The following is a 15,123-nucleotide window of genomic DNA, read 5'->3' as shown; positions in this document are numbered from 1 at the left end:
GATTGCGTCGGGCCTCAGCTGCCCGGCATCAGCTGGCAGTTGCGCAGTGTCGCCTGCCAGCTGCGGGTGTGCCGGTCCCGGGCCTGGCTGTAGCGCTGCCACAGGCTGTCAGGATTGGCTGTTGCGAAGACCTGCCATTGGTACTCCCGCATCCCGGGTGTGGCGGGGAGCTGGCTCAGCAACTGTTCGTGCAGGGCTTTCCAGCGCTCTCCGCTGCGATGTACCCGGGCGAGGTAGGGCTGCACTTCGCCGGCGTAATAGAGCCTGAAAACGTTGAGCAGGATACGGGCCCTGGGGGTGGGCCTTTGTTGCGGGCAGATGCTCCCGCGCTGTTCACGGCGCTCCAGTGCCTGGGCGGTGTGCTCCAGGGTTCCGGTCAGTAGCCAGAGTGACTTGAGCCACTGGCTACCAAAGCGGTTGGCGTTCAGGACCTGGTAGTGCTGTTCCAGCCCGTCCAGATCCGCGGGCAGGGCCCAGTCGGGAGTGCTTGTCAGGGTCTGTATATTGGCGAGCGCCTGCAGGCTACGCAGGGCCGCTTCGTCGCTGTCGGCGGTCTCATCGTCCTTGCCGCGCAATGGCAATGCCGGGTCGCCACGGGAAAAGTTGGCCTCCATTTCGCTCGAGGCATAGACCGCGTTCCAGAGCACGGCGGGCAGTTCCCGCGTCTTGATCTGCTCGATTTCGGCAAGCTGCAACTTCAGTTGCGGGTCGGCATCGGGGTCCTGGGACAGCCGGGAGAGGCAGTCGCGTACCTGGTGCAGCAGGCGGAGTTCGTACACTAGCTGCCCGGATGGGCGCATCACCTTTCCCAGCGAGCTGTTGCGCTGTGCAATGAGCCCCAGCAGGTCACAGTGGCGCAGCGCCAGGACTTCAATCGGACCCTGTCGGAGGTCCGTTAGCGCCAGCAGGCGCTCGCGCCTTGGCGGAAACAGGGGGATGTCTGCAGTGGCGCCGAGGCCAGCCTCGATGGGCTCCTCGAGTACCCGGGCGACGCGCTCGCTGTAGTTGTCGAGCATGGCTTCGGGGGTGGTGCCACTGCATCCGGCCAGCAGGGCGCCCAGGCAGAGTAACAGCGAGGTCATGCGTGCGGCCGGCATGGCGTTCAGTCTGCTGTCCGGCGGCTGAGGTGGCGTCCTGTCATCCATGTCAGGCGTGCACCGAGCAGCAGGGCACCAAGACTGAGGCCCAGCACCAGGCCGTACCAGAACCCCGCTGCGCCCCGGGATGGGCCCAGCAGGTCGGTGAGCCCAAGGACGTAACCGGCCGGCATGCCGACCCCCCAGTAGGCAAGGAAGACCAGCAGCAGCGGCATGCTGGTGTCCTTGTAGCCGCGCAGGGCGCCGGCGGCGGCGACCTGGATGCTGTCGGAAAACTGGAAGAAGGCGGCAATGGTCATCAGCTGGGCGGCCAGGGCAATGACAACGGGGTTGGGGCTATAGAGGCTGGCAATTTGCAGCGCAAACATCAGCATGATGCTGCAGGATACCAGGGCGCATGCCAGTGCCAGCAGGGTACCGGTAAGGGCGCTGCGCCGAGCCTGAACTGGGTCGCCGGCGCCGACCAGGTGACCGACGCGAATGGTAATGGCCATCGCAATGCTCAGCGGCAGCATAAAGGTAAGGCCGGTGAAGCTCATGGTGATCTGGTGTGCCGCCACGGTGATATCGCCCCGGGGGGCGAGCAGCAGGGCGATGAGGGAAAACATGCTGACTTCAATCAGCAGGGAAACGCCGATCGGCAGCCCCAGTTGCAGAAACTGCCGGCTTGCCTGCAGGCGAGGCCATTGCCAGCGGGCGAGCGGTGCGGCTGTCTTAAAGGCGGGGTTGCGCCACAGGTACAGGCTGCCCGCCAGCAGCATGATCAGCATGACAATGCTGGTGGCCCAGCCGCAGCCGACGCCACCCATGGCGGGCAGACCAAGCTTGCCGTAAATGAAGATGTAGTTCAGGGGGATGTTGCACAGCAGTCCCAGCAGCCCGATTTTCATGACGACACGGGTCAGGCCGAAGCCTTCGCAAAAGCTGCGGATCAGCTGGTACAGCAATATCGCCGGCAGGCCCCAGGAAATGCCTCTCAGGTAGGCCTGGGTCATGGCCGCAAGATCCGGTGCGACCTGCAGCTGCTCCAGCAGCCAGGCACAGTTGCGTACGCTGAAAAAAGCCAGGGTGCCCGCCAGCAGCGCGATCCAGAAACCCTGCTGCAGTACCGCGCCGGCGGCGCGGGGTTGGTGGGCGCCAAGGTGCTGTGCCGTCATGGGGGTCGCGGCCATCAGCACGCCGGAGAGGGCCAGAAAGACCGGTAGCCAGATGCCGTTGCCGAGCGCGACGGCGGCGAGGTCCCGCGCGCTGACGCGGCCGGCCATCAGGGTGTCGACAAAGCCCATGGCGGTCTGCGACAGCTGTGCAACCATGATGGGGCCACCGAGCTTTAGCAGGGCGCGGGCTTCCGTCAGGTGCAGGCGGGGTGAGCGGTTTCGGGTGTTCAAGGCTTCAGGCCGTCCACGGGCTGGTGGCTCTCGGTGTCAGAGCTTGCGCGGCATCTGAGCGGTGCGGGAGACGGGTCGTCGAGAGTGTTCAAGGTATCCGTGTGCAATTCCATGCCTCCTGAATCAAGGGGCACAGGATAATGTGCAGGGCGCAGGGTCACAAGGTGTGGTAGGGTATCAAGAGTGTTCAAGGTATCCGTGTGCAATTCCATGCCTCCTGAATCAAGGGGCACAGGATAATGTGCAGGGCGCAGGGTCACAAGGTGTGAGGTATCAACAAAAACGGCGGCACTCCCGAAAGAGTGCCGCCGTTAATCGAGCTGCGTCGGGTTAGTCGATACGTGCGCTGACGTAGCGGCCCGGTGCCGGCTCAATGGCCTTGTAGGTGGCGTTGCCGAAATCAGCCGGTGCCTCCGCTTTCTTGCCGGCGCGGCGCTTGAGCCACTCGTTCCAGTGCGTCCACCAGGAGCCTTCCTGCTGGGTCGCGGTATCGAACCAGTGATCGGCGCTCTTGCCCTGCTCGCCACCGGTCCAGAAGTGACGGCGGTTCTTGGAGGCCGGATTGATTACGCCGGCCACGTGACCGCTGGCGCCGAGGACGAATTCCACGTTGCCCTTGAAGTTGGCGGCGCCCTTGAAGGTGCCTTTCCAGGGGGCGATATGGTCTTCGATGGTCGACAGGAAGTAGCACGGGATCTTGATCTTGCGCAGATCTATCGGCTCGCCACAGATGGTCAGGGCATTCGGCTCGACCAGCTTGTTCTCCAGATACATCTTGTTGATGTAGTAGGTGTACATATTGGCGGGCAGGTTGGTGGAGTCGCTGTTCCAGTACAGGATGTCGAACGGCGGTGGCGTTTGCCCCTTGAGGTAGTTGTTGACCACGTAGGACCAGATCAGGTCGTTTGAGCGCAGCATGTTGAACGAGGTCGCCAGCTCGCGGCCGTTGAGTACGCCGGCGTTGTTGACCTTGTCTTCCAGGCGCTTGACCTGCTGTTCATCGATAAAGACGCACAGGTCGCCCGGATCGCTGAAGTCGGTCAGGGTGGTGAGGAAGGTGGCGGAGGCGACGCGGTTGTCCTTGCGCGCTGCCATGACCGCCAGGGCCGATGCCAGCAGGGTGCCGCCGACACACCAGGCCAGGGCGTTGATCTTGTCCGCGGTGCCGATGTCGTGGGCGACGTCGATTGCCTTGATGACCCCCTCGCCGACGTAGTCGTCCCAGCTGATGTCGCCCTGCTCGATGGACGGGTTAAGCCAGGAAACCAGGAAAACGGTCTGGCCCTGTTCAACGCAGTAGCGCACAAAGGAATTGTGCTCCTGCAGGTCCAGAATATAGAACTTGTTGATGCACGGCGGCACGATCAGCAGCGGGCGTTCGGTCACCTGTTCGGTCAACGGCTTGTACTGCAGCAACTGGAACATGTCGTTCTCGAACACCACAGCGCCTTCGCTCAGTGCCAGGTTTTCGCCCAGCACGAAGGCCGTCTCGTCGGTCATCGAGATGCGACCCTTGTCGATGTCGCCGAGCAGGTTCTTGAGGCCGTCGATCAGGCTCTGCCCCTTGGTCTCCAGTGCCTGCTGCAGCACTTCGGGGTTGGTGGCGGCAAAGTTGGTCGGCGACAGCGCATCGATGTACTGCTGGGTATAGAACTCCAGCTTGCGCTGTTCGGAGTCGGACAGGTTGGCATTGGATGCCATTTCGTTCAGCAGCTTGGACGTCAGCAGGTACGACTGCTTGATGTAGCTGAATACCGGATTGGCAGACCATTCCTCGGCCTGGAAACGGCGGTCGCCGCGGCTGGGCTCGACGTTGGCGGTGCTGCCGGTGAACAGGCTCTGCCACAGGTTGAGTTGCGCGGTCTGATAGTCGGTGATCGCCCGGATCCAGACAGTTGGGTCCTCGAACGAGCGGGTGGTGAGCTCGGTCCAGGATTGGGTGAACTGGGTAAAGATGTCATCACCTCCTGATGAGGTGAACATGTCCAGAACCTTCTTGGTTTCCGAATTCAGGTAGTCGATAAATTCCTGAGGATCTGAAAGTACGTTGCTGTTTTTATCCATGAATACCGTTTTCTCCGGCTGGATCGACATCCGCAATGCTCGCCTTGCTGGGTCTGCGCGACAGCTTGGCAGGGGCCGATGTTGTGCATTTGCTAAACAAATGAGAATCTCAAGCATAGCCTTGAGACAAAGGCCCTGACAACCCCTGGGGCGGGATGGCAGGGCTAATTGGGAATAATTATTTTGCAGGTGCGCAATGAAGTTTGCCGGTCGCTGTGGTGAGGCGGCGAAGCGCTTGTGCAGGCGTGTTCCGGGTCGGCTTTGCGGCAGGCCCTGCGGCTGGCTAGAATGCGGAGCCCTGTTGCGGTGCGCGGGGTCTTAATTGCGAGGAGCATATGCGGCATTTTTTGTTGATGAGTACCAGTGGTTGTCATCTCTGTGACCAGGCGATCGAGATTATCGTCACCAGCCTCGACCCCGGTTTGCACAGTGTCGATGAGGTGGATATCGCCCTGGATGATGGGTTGGTGGAGCGCTACGGGGTGCGGATTCCGGTACTGGTGGATGAGGCCAGCGGTCTTGAGCTGGGCTGGCCCTTTGATCGCGCTGCGCTGATGGCCTTTATCGGCGGGCTGGCGTAACCCCGGGTTATTGAAGCCCGAAGAAGGCCTTGCTGTTGGCGTGGAGCCGGGCCCGCAGCACTTCAACGGGCTCACCGGTGGCCTGGGCGACCCGCTCGGCGATGTGGGGCAGGTAGCAGGGCTCATTGCGCCCGGATTTGGGCTTGGGGCGCAGGTCCCGGGGCAGCAGGTAGGGGGCGTCCGTTTCCAGCAGCAGGCGATCCGCCGGGATGTCCCTGAGCAGCGGCAGCAGGTGAGCACCGCGGCGTTCATCGCAGACCCAGCCGGTCAGGCCGATATGAAGATCCAGATCCAGGTAGCCATGCAGCTCTTCTTCGCTGCCGGTAAAGCAGTGGGCCACGGCGCGGCTGATGGCACTGCGGTGGCGTTTGAGCAGCGCTAGTTGCTCCGCATGGGCGTCCCGCTCGTGCAAGAACAGTGGCAGTCCGCTTTCCATGGCAAGCTCCAGTTGCTGCTCGAAGGCAGCGATCTGTTCTGTTGGGCTGGAAAAATTGCGGTTGAAGTCCAGCCCCGTTTCACCCAGGGCGACGCAGGCCGGGTCGAGGGCAAGCTGGCGCAGCTGCGCATGGGTGTGAGCGTCGTATTCGCTGGCGTGGTGCGGGTGCACACCGGCGGTGAAGCGCAGTGTCCCGGGGTGCTGGTGGCACAGTTCCCGGGCGGCCTGGCTGCCGGCAAGGCTGGTGCCGGTAACGATCAGGGTGCTGACACCCGCTTCGGTGGCGCGGCTGATCACGGCGTCCAGATCCTGGGCGAAACGCTTGTCGGTGAGGTTGACACCGATGTCAATCATGGGTTCAGGCACAAGGAGTTCCTGGCAGGGGGCTGCGGACGCCACCGGCCAGGGCCGGTGGCGGGTTTCGATCTAGCAGGGTGCTGAAAAACTACCTGCGTTGCTCTCGCGGCGTTAAAAATCGTCTCAATTCGGTCATTTATAGGCCATAAACTCCCTCATTTCGACGATTTTTCGTCCGGGCGGCGCGCCGCTTGCGCTAGCTGCCTCGCCAACGCTCTCAACAACCTGCTAGAGTTTTTTCGCGCTGCCACTCTGGTAGAGGGCCAGGCGTGCCGATTCGGTGGGGCTGAGCATGCGTGTCGGCTGCTGGTCGCGCACGTCATAGATTACCCCGAACGCCAGTACGTTTTGCACGTAATTGCGCGTTTCATCGAAGGGGATGGTCTCGATCCAGATATCCAGCGGCAGGTCTCCGCGTTCTTCAAGCCAGCGGGAGACGCGGTGGGGGCCGGCGTTGTAGGCGGCCGTGGCGAATACCCGGTTGCCATTGAAACGCTCCAGCATCTGCGCCAGGTAGGCGGTACCCAGGGCGATGTTGGTTTGCGGGTCGTTCAGGTCGACGCTGTTGCGATAGGGCACGCTGTAGCGCTTGGCGGTCTGGGTGGCGGTGGCCGGCATCAGCTGCATCAGGCCGCGGGCGCCTGCGCCGGACTGAACGGCGGCCTGGAAGGCGCTTTCCTGGCGGGCGATGGACAGCGCCCAGGTGCGGTTGATGCCGCGATCCGCGGCGTACTGCTTGAACAGTGCCTTGTATGGATGGGGAAAGCGGATGCTCAGGTCGTTCCAGCGTTTCGAGCTGATGGCACCGCGGATTGCCTGGTCGTGCCAGTCCCAGCGGCTGGCGACATGGGCTGCGGCGTGTCGGTCGTTGTCGCTAAGCCGTGTCTGCGCCAGGTTCCACTCCGAACGCGCCTGGTAGGTTTCGTTCAGGCGCAGCAGCTCACGCATGCGCCGGAATGCCGGGCTCTGCTCCAGGCGGTCCAGCTGGGTGCTGTCGAAATTGCCGGGTTCGTCCTGCAGGTCGTAGGGCCTGTCGTGCATTTCGGCGGCCAGAAAGCTGTAGAAGTTGCGTGAGCCGAGCAGGCGCGCCAGGCTTTCAGGGCTGTTACTGCCCTTGCCGGTACTGTCTATGGCCACGCTGTTCCAGTACAGCCAGCGCTCGTTGGCTTGAAGCTCTGCCGGCAGCTTGCTGATCAGCTGCTGTACCCGGGGCCAGTCGAGGCGGGTCAGGGCGTTGCGAATGCGCCATTCGGTAACTTCTTCCTGCTGGAAATCGGGATCCAGGCGTGCCATCCGGGCTTCGTAGTCGGGCAGGAAATTCTTGCCCATGCGGACGCCGAAGTAGCGATCCAGGGTCGTGCGCCGCTGCGGGTCCAGCATGAGTCGGTCGCGGTCGCGCAGCCAGAGGTCAAAGGACTGCAGCAGGTCTTTGCGGGCCAGGTCCCGAATGCCATGGGCGGCGATGCGTCCGTGCAGGGGGTTGCCGCTGCTCAGCAGCTTTGGGTTGGCGAGCAGCCTTGGATCGGAACTGACTTTCAGGAACAGGTCACTGACAGCCTTGTGGTCGGCCTGGGAGAGATAGCGCTGCACGTATTTGGCCAGTGAGTCATTGCCTGCCTCGATGGCTTTGAAGAAACGGCTCAGGGCGATGTCAGAGGTCAGTTGGCCGCTCTTGATCCAGCTGTTGAACAGGGCATCGCAGCTGTTGGGTTGTGATGAGCCCACATTCCAGAGTTCGGCGGCGCCGGCGTAGGCGCGGGTGGTATCGCCGGTGTGCAGGCGCGCCTCGAGTTCCAGGCACTGGTATTTGGTGCCGCTGAGCGGATTCTTGGCCATCGCCTGCAAGATGCCGTGCCAGGCTTGTTGGCGTGCCAGCTGGTTGACCCAGCTGCGCTGCAGGCGCGACGCCAGCGGGGTATCCCCGTGCGTGGCGGTAAACTGATCGATCTGGCTTTGGCTGGCGCTGGCCAGACGGCGTTCCATCTGCTCATATTCCAGGTAAGGATAGAGTGGGTAGTGCCGGAGTTGGGCGCTAATGGACTCGAAGGTATCCCAGTCTTTGGCTGCTGCGGCTTTTTTTGCCTGCTGGTAGCTCGCGCGTTCCCGGGCGTAGGTATCGGTGCCGCTCGGGCTGGCTGCGCTGGATGGCAGTGACACAGCACAGCCCAGTACCAGTGTGGCGCACATCAGTGAGAGTGGTTTCATGGTCCGTTTACAGCCCTGTTTCTGCGGATTTTCACCCAGTCTAATGGAGACGCCTGTACAAAAGACAGGGGTTGAACAGTTTTCATATTTGCCCCGGTTTTACGGTAGAATACGCGTCCCTCAAATGAGCCGAATACATACATTATGCCGCTGATACGACTTGACAATATTTCCATCGCCTTTGGTACCAGGGCATTGCTGGACCAAGTCGGTTTTCAGATTGACCCTGGTGAACGGGTGGCGCTGGTCGGGCTTAACGGTGCCGGCAAGTCAACGCTGCTGAAACTGATCGGTGGCCAGTTACAGGCCGATGGCGGCGAATTCTGGGTGGATCCGGCGTGCCGTATCGCGGAGCTGCCCCAGGCATTGCCAGCGGCGGACGAGCGCAAGGTGCGGGATGTGGTGATGAGCGGTCTGGGCGAAATCGTTGAGATGCGCCAGCGCTATGACGCACTGGTCATGGAACATGACGAGCGTACCATGGCCAAGCTCGATGTGTTGCAGCAGCAGATCGAAGCCGTGGACGGCTGGCACCTGGAGCAGAAGGTACAGCGCGTGATGGAGCGTCTGGGCCTGCCGGAGGACCGGCTGATGTCCGAACTGTCCGGTGGTTGGCGCCGTCGTGCTGCGCTTGGTGCCGCGCTGGTGCAGGAGCCGGACCTGTTGCTGCTGGATGAGCCGACCAACCATCTGGACATCGAGACCATCGAATGGATCGAGCAGCAGATGAAGGAGTTCCGCGGCGGCCTGTTGTTTATTTCCCATGACCGTTCTCTGGTGGAATCCCTGGCGACGCGCATTGTCGAGATCGATCGCGGCAAGCTGGTGTCTTTCCCGGGCAGCTACAGCCAGTACAAGGTGCGCAAGGAACAGATGCTGGCCGAAGAGGCGCGTCATAATGCCGAGTTCGACAAGAAGCTCGCGCAGGAAGAAGTCTGGATTCGCCAGGGTATCAAGGCACGCCGCACCCGCAATGAAGGTCGGGTAAGGGCGCTCGAAGCCCTGCGCAGGGAGCGGTCCGAGCGGCGTAATCGCCAGGGCTCTGCCAAGTTCGGCCTCGAAACGGCACAGCGCTCCGGCAAGCTGGTGGCAGAACTCAAGGGCGTGTCCCTGGGGTACGATGGCCGAACCCTGGTCGATAACCTGTCGCTGACCATCAACCGCGGCGACCGTATCGGCCTGATTGGTCCCAACGGTATCGGCAAGAGCAGTTTGCTCAAGCTGGTGCTGGGTGAGCAGGCGCCGGACAGCGGTCAGGTGAATCAGGGTACCAAGGTTGAAGTGGCCTATTTCGATCAGCTGCGTGGCCAGCTCGATATGGAAAAAACGGTTATCGACAACATCTCCCAGGGGCGGGAAAGCATCAGCATCAACGGCAAGGATCGCCATATCATCAGCTACCTGAGCGACTTCCTGTTTGCACCCGAGCGTGCCCGCACGCCGGTGAAGGCGCTGTCGGGCGGTGAGTGCAACCGGGTACTGCTGGCGAAACTGTTCAGCCAGCCGGCCAACGTGCTGGTGCTCGATGAGCCGACCAACGACCTGGATGTCGAAACACTCGAATTGCTGGAAGAAATCCTGCTGGAGTTTACCGGCACCGTGCTGCTGGTCAGTCATGACCGTGCCTTTCTCGACAACGTAGTGACCAGTACCCTGGTATTTGAAGGTCAGGGCCGTATCACCGAATACGTCGGCGGGTATCACGACTGGCTGCGCCAGCGGCCGCAGCCGGCTGTCGCTCAGGCTTCCAGGGGCAAGGCAGACAAGCCGGTGCTGGCAAAGGAAGGCGCGCCCAAGGCGGCACGCAAACTGAGCTACAAGCTGCAGCGCGAGCTGGATGGGCTGCCGGCCCAGCTGGAAGCGGCTGAGGCAAAGCTGGCCGAGTTGCAGGCGGTGATCTCCGATGGTGGCTTCTACGGGCAGGGTCAGGACCAGGTCCAGGCCGGGCTGGATGCGTTTGCGCAGCAGGAAAAGGTGGTCGAGGGCCTGATGGAGCGCTGGGTCGAGCTGGAAGCCCTGCAGGAATAATGCGGCAGGGCCTGAGTCCCCGGCGCGGCATTGCGCCGGGTCGGGGGCTTGGGTTATTTGGCGGGTTGCACGCGGATGGCCAGGACGTCGCAGCGGGCGCCGTGCAGCACGCCGTTGGCGGTTGATCCCAGCAGCAGCGACAGGCCATGACGGCCATGGCTGCCCACGATGACCAGGTCAATGTCCTGCTCGTCGCAATGGCGATGAATTTCTGATTCGGTATGGCCGCTGACGATAAACCTGTGTGTCGTCGGGTGACTGAGACGGGCGGCAAAGGCGTCAAGCTTGACGCGGGCATGATCGTCGAGCTGCTCCTGGATGGTTGTCAGATCCATGGGGACATCGCCGCCATAGGCAAAGCTCAGTGGCTCGATCACATGAATGAGGCTCAGCTCTGCATTATTTCGCTCGGCGATCTCGCAGGTCTTGTCGATCAGCTGATCTGATTCCTCAGACAGGTCAACAGCCAGCAAGATTCGTTTATAAGCACTCATGATCAAAGGTTTCCATCTGGTTTAGTTAACTTGAGATTAGCATAGTGACCCGGCAATCGGGCACTCAAACATTCAGCAGGGTGCGGGGCTTTTATGTGGACGTGGGGAATAATCGTACTGATCATGCTGTCGCTGGTGGGCTCGATGATGTGGGCCATGCCATCGCCGCGGGAAAAGGCCCAGGCGCTGTTGCGCAGCAAGGCCCGTACCCTGGGGCTGCATGTGCAGCTGGTGCGACTGACGGCGCCGCGGGCGACCGGCGAGTTCGAGGAAGAAGAATATGAGCGTGCCGCCTACCGGCAGCAGCGCAGCGGCCTCAGTGCCGCCCAGCGTGAGCGTCTGGTGCCCTGGCAGGTGTTCCGGCTTCGTTCCCTGGCCTGTGACGGCTTGCCGGACGGCTGGAGCTGGAAGCAGGGCGAGGGGGTCTTGACGCCAGCCCAGCTCGCAACGCTGGCGGATCTGCTGCCGGCGCTGCCCGAGGATGTGGTGGCGCTGGAATCGACACCGATACATGTTTCGGCATTCTGGCGCGAACGCGGCGGGGTGGACGCGCTGGAAACCATCAGGGCCGCCCTGCAGCGCATTGCCAGTCAGGGATTTTGAAGGAGGTTAAAGTGAACGAATCGCAACAGCCGCAGCCAGGGCGCTATCGGCACTACAAGGGCAGCGAGTACGAAGTGGTGGGCTGTGCACGCCATTCCGAAACCGAGGAGTGGCTGGTGGTGTATCGGCCCTGCTATGGCGAAGGCGGGCTCTGGGTGCGACCGCTGGCCATGTTTGTTGAAACCGTGCAGGGGCCTGCCGGTGAGCCGGTGGCCCGCTTTGCCCGTATCGGCGAGCTCTGACACCGGGCTGTTTCGGTGGTTCTTGAAGAGGCGTTCACAAGCGCTGCCGGCCAGGCCGTGCTGGCGTTAGTTATCCTTGAAGTAGGCGTCCAGGTTGTCGGCCAGGGTGCCGTCCGGGCGCTGGGGCCTGGGTTCGAGGCTGTCGAGCAGGGTCTGGATCTGCGCCAGGCGCTCCTGCTTGAACTGCTGCGGCACCATGGCGCGGGTCAGTACGGCCTTGGCGTGCTTGAGGTGTGACAGGGCGGCGGGCTTGTCCTGCAGGCCAATGCTTTTCTGGCCCTGGCTCAGGTGTGCCGTGGCGATGATCGACACATTCAGCCAGTGCAGCTCCTGGGCGTAGCTCTTGGCCAGCGCGGGAGACAGGCTGTTGGTCTGAGCCATGTCCGCCAGCAGTTCGCGGGCATAGTTAATGTAGATGGAGGCGCGCTTGATGGCGCGGTCGCTGTTGAGCGCAGCGGCAGCGGATGTGGCGCGATCCGCGTTCTGTTTCTGGCCGTTCAGGGTGGTGAGCAGCGGGTTGTCCGGTGTCAGGGCGGCCATTTCGCCGAGCCGCGCAGCCACCTGGGTCTCAATGCGCTCGATAATCTCGGGCTTGCAGCCGCAGGCCCGCAGAATCCCCAGGGCGTTGATGCCGTGTTCGGCCTGCTGGCCAAGCCACTTGACCCGGGCGGCCTGTTTGCGGGCCTGCTGTTCCCGCTGGCTAATGATATGGCTGCCGATCAGGGCCAGGAGTCCGACAACGGCGATTATGATGAGTATGAGGAGGTTGTCGTGCAGCATGAGCGCCATGGGGGTTGGTTATTAACTCGCTGAATTATAAAGTGTAACAGAAGCTTTTTTCATCTGATGCAGCGTTCTGCCCCGATAGGGGCCAAAAAAGCAGCTTTTTCTTCGCTTTGCTTGACCCCCGCAATGTCAGCACTTATATATGCACGCTGATTCAGTCAGCCGATTCCGCGCCAAGGAACATTATTTTATGGGAAAGTCTCTCGTTATCGTCGAGTCTCCGGCTAAGGCCAAGACGATAAACAAATACCTCGGCAGCCAGTATGTCGTTAAGTCGAGCGTAGGCCATATTCGCGATCTTCCGACCAGCGGAACCGCAACCAAAAGTGATCCCAAGGAGCGTGCGCGCCAGGCGGCGCTCACACGCAAGATGTCGCCCGAGGACAAGGCGGTCTACAAGGAGCGCAAGTCCAGGGAACAGCTCATCGGCCGCATGGGCGTTGATCCAGATAACGGCTGGGCGGCGCACTACGAAATTCTGCCGGGCAAGGAAAAGGTCGTTGAAGAACTGAAACGTCTGGCCGAAAACGCCGACGAAATCTATCTCGCGACCGACTTGGACCGCGAAGGGGAGGCGATCGCCTGGCATTTGCGCGAGGCTATCGGCGGGGATGACTCCCGTTACCGTCGGGTGGTTTTTAACGAAATCACCAAGAAGGCCATTAAATCGGCGTTTGAACAGCCCTCCGAGCTTGACCTGGCGCGGGTCAATGCTCAGCAGGCGCGACGCTTTCTCGATCGTGTCGTGGGTTACATGCTGTCGCCGCTGCTGTGGGAAAAGGTTGCCCGTGGCCTGTCCGCAGGGCGGGTGCAGTCGGTTGCGACCCGGCTTGTCGTCGAGCGCGAGCGCGAGATCCGTGCCTTTGTGCCGGAAGAATACTGGGAGCTGCACGCCGATACCCGCACCAGCGACAAGGCGGCTGTGCGCCTCCAGGTGACCCGTTACAAGGACCAGGCGTTCAGGCCGGTGTCGCAAGCGCAAACCAGTGCGTCGGTAAAACTGCTGGAAGGCGCGACCTACGAGGTCGTCAAGCGGGAAGACAAGCCGACCACGACCAAGCCGGGTGCGCCTTATATCACCTCCACGCTGCAGCAGGCGGCCAGCACCCGCCTGGGCTTTGGCGTCAAGAAAACCATGATGATGGCTCAGCGGCTGTATGAGGCCGGTTACATCACCTATATGCGTACCGACTCCACCAACCTGAGCAGCGATGCGGTGGCGCAGTGCCGCGAATACATCGGCGATGCCTTCGGCAGCAAGTACCTGCCCGATGCGCCGGTGGTGTACAGCAGCAAGGAAGGCGCGCAGGAAGCCCATGAGGCCATCCGGCCGTCCGATGTGAGCATCGAGGCAACGGCGCTGACCAACATGGAACGAGACGCCGAGCGTCTGTACGACCTTATTCGGCGCCAGTTCCTGGCGTGCCAGATGAGGCCCGCGGAGTACCTGAGTACCCGGGTGCAGGTGAGCGCCGGGGATTTCGAACTGCGTACGCGCGGCCGCATTCTGAAATTTGACGGCTTCACCCGGGTGTTGCCGGCCAAGGGCAAGAATGACGAAGACGTGATTCTGCCGGATCTGAAGGCCGGCCAGACCCTGGCACTGGAGCTGCTCGATCCCAAGCAGCACTTTACCAAGCCTGCACCACGCTATACCGAAGCCAGCCTGGTCAAAGAGCTGGAAAAGCGGGGCATTGGCCGTCCTTCGACCTATGCGGCGATCATTTCCACGATTCAGGATCGCGGTTATGTTGAAGTGCAGAATCGACGCTTTTATGCCCAGAAAATGGGCGATATTGTTACCGAGCGCCTGACGGAAAACTTTACCGATCTGATGGACTTCAGTTTTACCGCGCGCATGGAAGAAGCGCTGGATGATGTCGCCAGTGGCGACAAGAACTGGAAACAGGTGCTTGACGGTTTCTACGCCGGCTTCGTGCAGAAGCTGGCGGAGTCGCGCAGCGAAGAGGGCGGCATGCGCCCCAACACGCCGACGGAAACCGATATCCCCTGTCCGGTCTGTGGCCGGGTCATGATGATCCGCACCGCCAGTACCGGCGTGTTCCTGGGCTGCTCCGGCTACGCATTGCCGCCCAAGGAGCGCTGCAAGGAGACCATCAACCTGGTGTCCGGTGACGAGGTGATCAGCGAGGATGCGGATGACGAGGCTGAATCACGCCTGCTGCGCAAGAAGCACCGTTGCGTCAAATGCAGCGCGGCGATGGATTCCTACCTGATCGACCAGTCGCGCAAGCTGCACGTTTGTGGCAACAACCCGGATTGTGATGGCTTTGAAGTCGAGCATGGCAGCTACCGGATCAAGGGCTACGAAGGGCCCACCATCGAGTGTGACAAGTGCAGCGCCCAGATGGAGCTGAAAACCGGTCGCTTCGGCAAGTATTTCGGTTGCTCAAACAGCGAATGCAAGAATACCCGCAAGCTGCTGAAAAGCGGCGAAGCTGCACCGCCGAAAATGGACCCGGTGCCGATGCCCGAACTGCAGTGCGAAAAAGTGGACGACACCTACATTCTGCGTGACGGTGCCAGCGGGCTCTTCCTGGCCGCGAGTCAGTTTCCGAAGAACCGGGAAACGCGGCCGCCCAAAATCAGGGAGCTGTTGCCGCACAAGGATGAGATCGATCCCAAGTACACTTTTCTGTTTGATGCCCCGGTGGCGGATGGGGATGGCAACCCGACCCTGGTGCGCTTCAGTCGCAAGACCAAGGAGCAGTACGTGATGACTGAAGTCGAAGGCAAGGCCACCGGCTGGCGCGCCTACTTTGACGGTGGTCGCTGGGTGGTGGAAGAAAAGGCCAAGAAATCCAAGTAGGCTGTCGCTGGA

Annotated in this window: 12 protein-coding genes; 5 read left to right on the top strand and 7 right to left on the bottom strand. The window is 61.6% G+C overall.

All coding sequences use genetic code 11. The features are described 5' to 3' along the window. Positions 1 to 14: 14 nt before the first annotated feature. The 3 genes from KDW95_RS06535 to KDW95_RS06525 all read right to left on the bottom strand — a co-directional run bounded on the left by KDW95_RS06535 (position 15) and on the right by KDW95_RS06525 (position 4,549). Complete coding sequence (locus KDW95_RS06535) at positions 15 to 1,097, bottom strand: DUF3080 family protein (RefSeq protein WP_255855480.1); 1,083 nt, start codon at positions 1,095 to 1,097, stop codon at positions 15 to 17. A 5-nt stretch (positions 1,098 to 1,102) separates the two neighbouring features. After that, complete coding sequence (locus KDW95_RS06530) at positions 1,103 to 2,485, bottom strand: MATE family efflux transporter (RefSeq protein WP_255855479.1); 1,383 nt, start codon at positions 2,483 to 2,485, stop codon at positions 1,103 to 1,105. Positions 2,486 to 2,815: 330 nt separating this feature from the next. Then, the gene (locus tag KDW95_RS06525) at positions 2,816 to 4,549 is read right to left on the bottom strand and encodes a PHA/PHB synthase family protein (RefSeq protein ID WP_255855478.1); all 1,734 of its coding nucleotides are present in this window, start codon (positions 4,547 to 4,549) and stop codon (positions 2,816 to 2,818) included. Between the two features lie 353 nt (positions 4,550 to 4,902). Here KDW95_RS06525 and KDW95_RS06520 point away from each other — a divergent pair, with 353 nt between their 5' ends. Further along, positions 4,903 to 5,130 carry a glutaredoxin family protein gene (locus tag KDW95_RS06520; RefSeq protein ID WP_255855477.1) on the top strand — a complete coding sequence of 76 codons (228 nt, stop codon included), beginning with the start codon at positions 4,903 to 4,905 and terminating at the stop codon, positions 5,128 to 5,130. Between the two features lie 7 nt (positions 5,131 to 5,137). Here KDW95_RS06520 and KDW95_RS06515 read toward each other — a convergent pair whose 3' ends face one another. Both KDW95_RS06515 and KDW95_RS06510 read right to left on the bottom strand, forming a co-directional pair. Beyond that, the gene (locus tag KDW95_RS06515; RefSeq protein WP_255855476.1) at positions 5,138 to 5,932 is read right to left on the bottom strand and encodes a TatD family hydrolase; all 795 of its coding nucleotides are present in this window, start codon (positions 5,930 to 5,932) and stop codon (positions 5,138 to 5,140) included. Between the two features lie 219 nt (positions 5,933 to 6,151). Further along, entirely contained in the window at positions 6,152 to 8,128 is a 1,977-nt protein-coding gene (locus KDW95_RS06510) for a transglycosylase SLT domain-containing protein (protein ID WP_255855475.1), read from the bottom strand. Between the two features lie 144 nt (positions 8,129 to 8,272). Here KDW95_RS06510 and KDW95_RS06505 point away from each other — a divergent pair, with 144 nt between their 5' ends. Further along, the gene (locus tag KDW95_RS06505) at positions 8,273 to 10,156 is read left to right on the top strand and encodes an ATP-binding cassette domain-containing protein (RefSeq protein ID WP_255855474.1); all 1,884 of its coding nucleotides are present in this window, start codon (positions 8,273 to 8,275) and stop codon (positions 10,154 to 10,156) included. Between the two features lie 53 nt (positions 10,157 to 10,209). Here the strand turns inward: KDW95_RS06505 and KDW95_RS06500 are convergent, their stop codons facing one another. Continuing rightward, entirely contained in the window at positions 10,210 to 10,650 is a 441-nt protein-coding gene (locus tag KDW95_RS06500) for a universal stress protein (protein WP_255855473.1), read from the bottom strand. A gap of 93 nt (positions 10,651 to 10,743) precedes the next feature. Here KDW95_RS06500 and KDW95_RS06495 point away from each other — a divergent pair, with 93 nt between their 5' ends. Both KDW95_RS06495 and KDW95_RS06490 read left to right on the top strand, forming a co-directional pair. Beyond that, complete coding sequence (locus tag KDW95_RS06495; protein WP_255855472.1) at positions 10,744 to 11,253, top strand: hypothetical protein; 510 nt, start codon at positions 10,744 to 10,746, stop codon at positions 11,251 to 11,253. Positions 11,254 to 11,264: 11 nt separating this feature from the next. Continuing rightward, a complete protein-coding gene (locus KDW95_RS06490; RefSeq protein WP_255855471.1) occupies positions 11,265 to 11,495 on the top strand; it encodes a DUF1653 domain-containing protein in 231 nt (76 codons plus the stop codon). Between the two features lie 66 nt (positions 11,496 to 11,561). Here the strand turns inward: KDW95_RS06490 and KDW95_RS06485 are convergent, their stop codons facing one another. Beyond that, positions 11,562 to 12,284 (bottom strand): DNA topoisomerase I, encoded by a 723-nt coding sequence (locus KDW95_RS06485; RefSeq protein ID WP_255855470.1) that lies wholly within the window; start codon positions 12,282 to 12,284, stop codon positions 11,562 to 11,564. A 187-nt stretch (positions 12,285 to 12,471) separates the two neighbouring features. Here KDW95_RS06485 and topA point away from each other — a divergent pair, with 187 nt between their 5' ends. Beyond that, positions 12,472 to 15,111 (top strand): type I DNA topoisomerase, encoded by a 2,640-nt coding sequence (gene topA / locus KDW95_RS06480; RefSeq protein WP_255855469.1) that lies wholly within the window; start codon positions 12,472 to 12,474, stop codon positions 15,109 to 15,111. The last annotated feature ends 12 nt before the right edge of the window (positions 15,112 to 15,123 follow it).

It is taken from the genome of Marinobacterium rhizophilum, assembly GCF_024397915.1.
GTDB lineage: Bacteria > Pseudomonadota > Gammaproteobacteria > Pseudomonadales > Balneatricaceae > Marinobacterium_A > Marinobacterium_A rhizophilum_A.
Note: the sequence above shows the minus strand (reverse complement) of the source record. Positions and strands in the feature narration are given on the sequence as shown.

Excerpts from the sequence above, each read along its gene's own strand:
- KDW95_RS06535 (WP_255855480.1), bottom strand. The coding sequence starts at position 1,097 with ATGCCGGCCGCACGCATGACCTCGCTGTTACTCTGCCTGGGCGCCCTG.
- KDW95_RS06525 (WP_255855478.1), bottom strand. The coding sequence starts at position 4,549 with ATGGATAAAAACAGCAACGTACTTTCAGATCCTCAGGAATTTATCGAC.
- KDW95_RS06520 (WP_255855477.1), top strand. The coding sequence starts at position 4,903 with ATGAGTACCAGTGGTTGTCATCTCTGTGACCAGGCGATCGAGATTATC.
- KDW95_RS06510 (WP_255855475.1), bottom strand. The coding sequence starts at position 8,128 with ATGAAACCACTCTCACTGATGTGCGCCACACTGGTACTGGGCTGTGCT.
- KDW95_RS06505 (WP_255855474.1), top strand. The coding sequence starts at position 8,273 with ATGCCGCTGATACGACTTGACAATATTTCCATCGCCTTTGGTACCAGG.
- KDW95_RS06500 (WP_255855473.1), bottom strand. The coding sequence starts at position 10,650 with ATGAGTGCTTATAAACGAATCTTGCTGGCTGTTGACCTGTCTGAGGAA.
- KDW95_RS06495 (WP_255855472.1), top strand. The coding sequence starts at position 10,744 with ATGTGGACGTGGGGAATAATCGTACTGATCATGCTGTCGCTGGTGGGC.
- KDW95_RS06485 (WP_255855470.1), bottom strand. The coding sequence starts at position 12,284 with ATGGCGCTCATGCTGCACGACAACCTCCTCATACTCATCATAATCGCC.
- topA (WP_255855469.1), top strand. The coding sequence starts at position 12,472 with ATGGGAAAGTCTCTCGTTATCGTCGAGTCTCCGGCTAAGGCCAAGACG.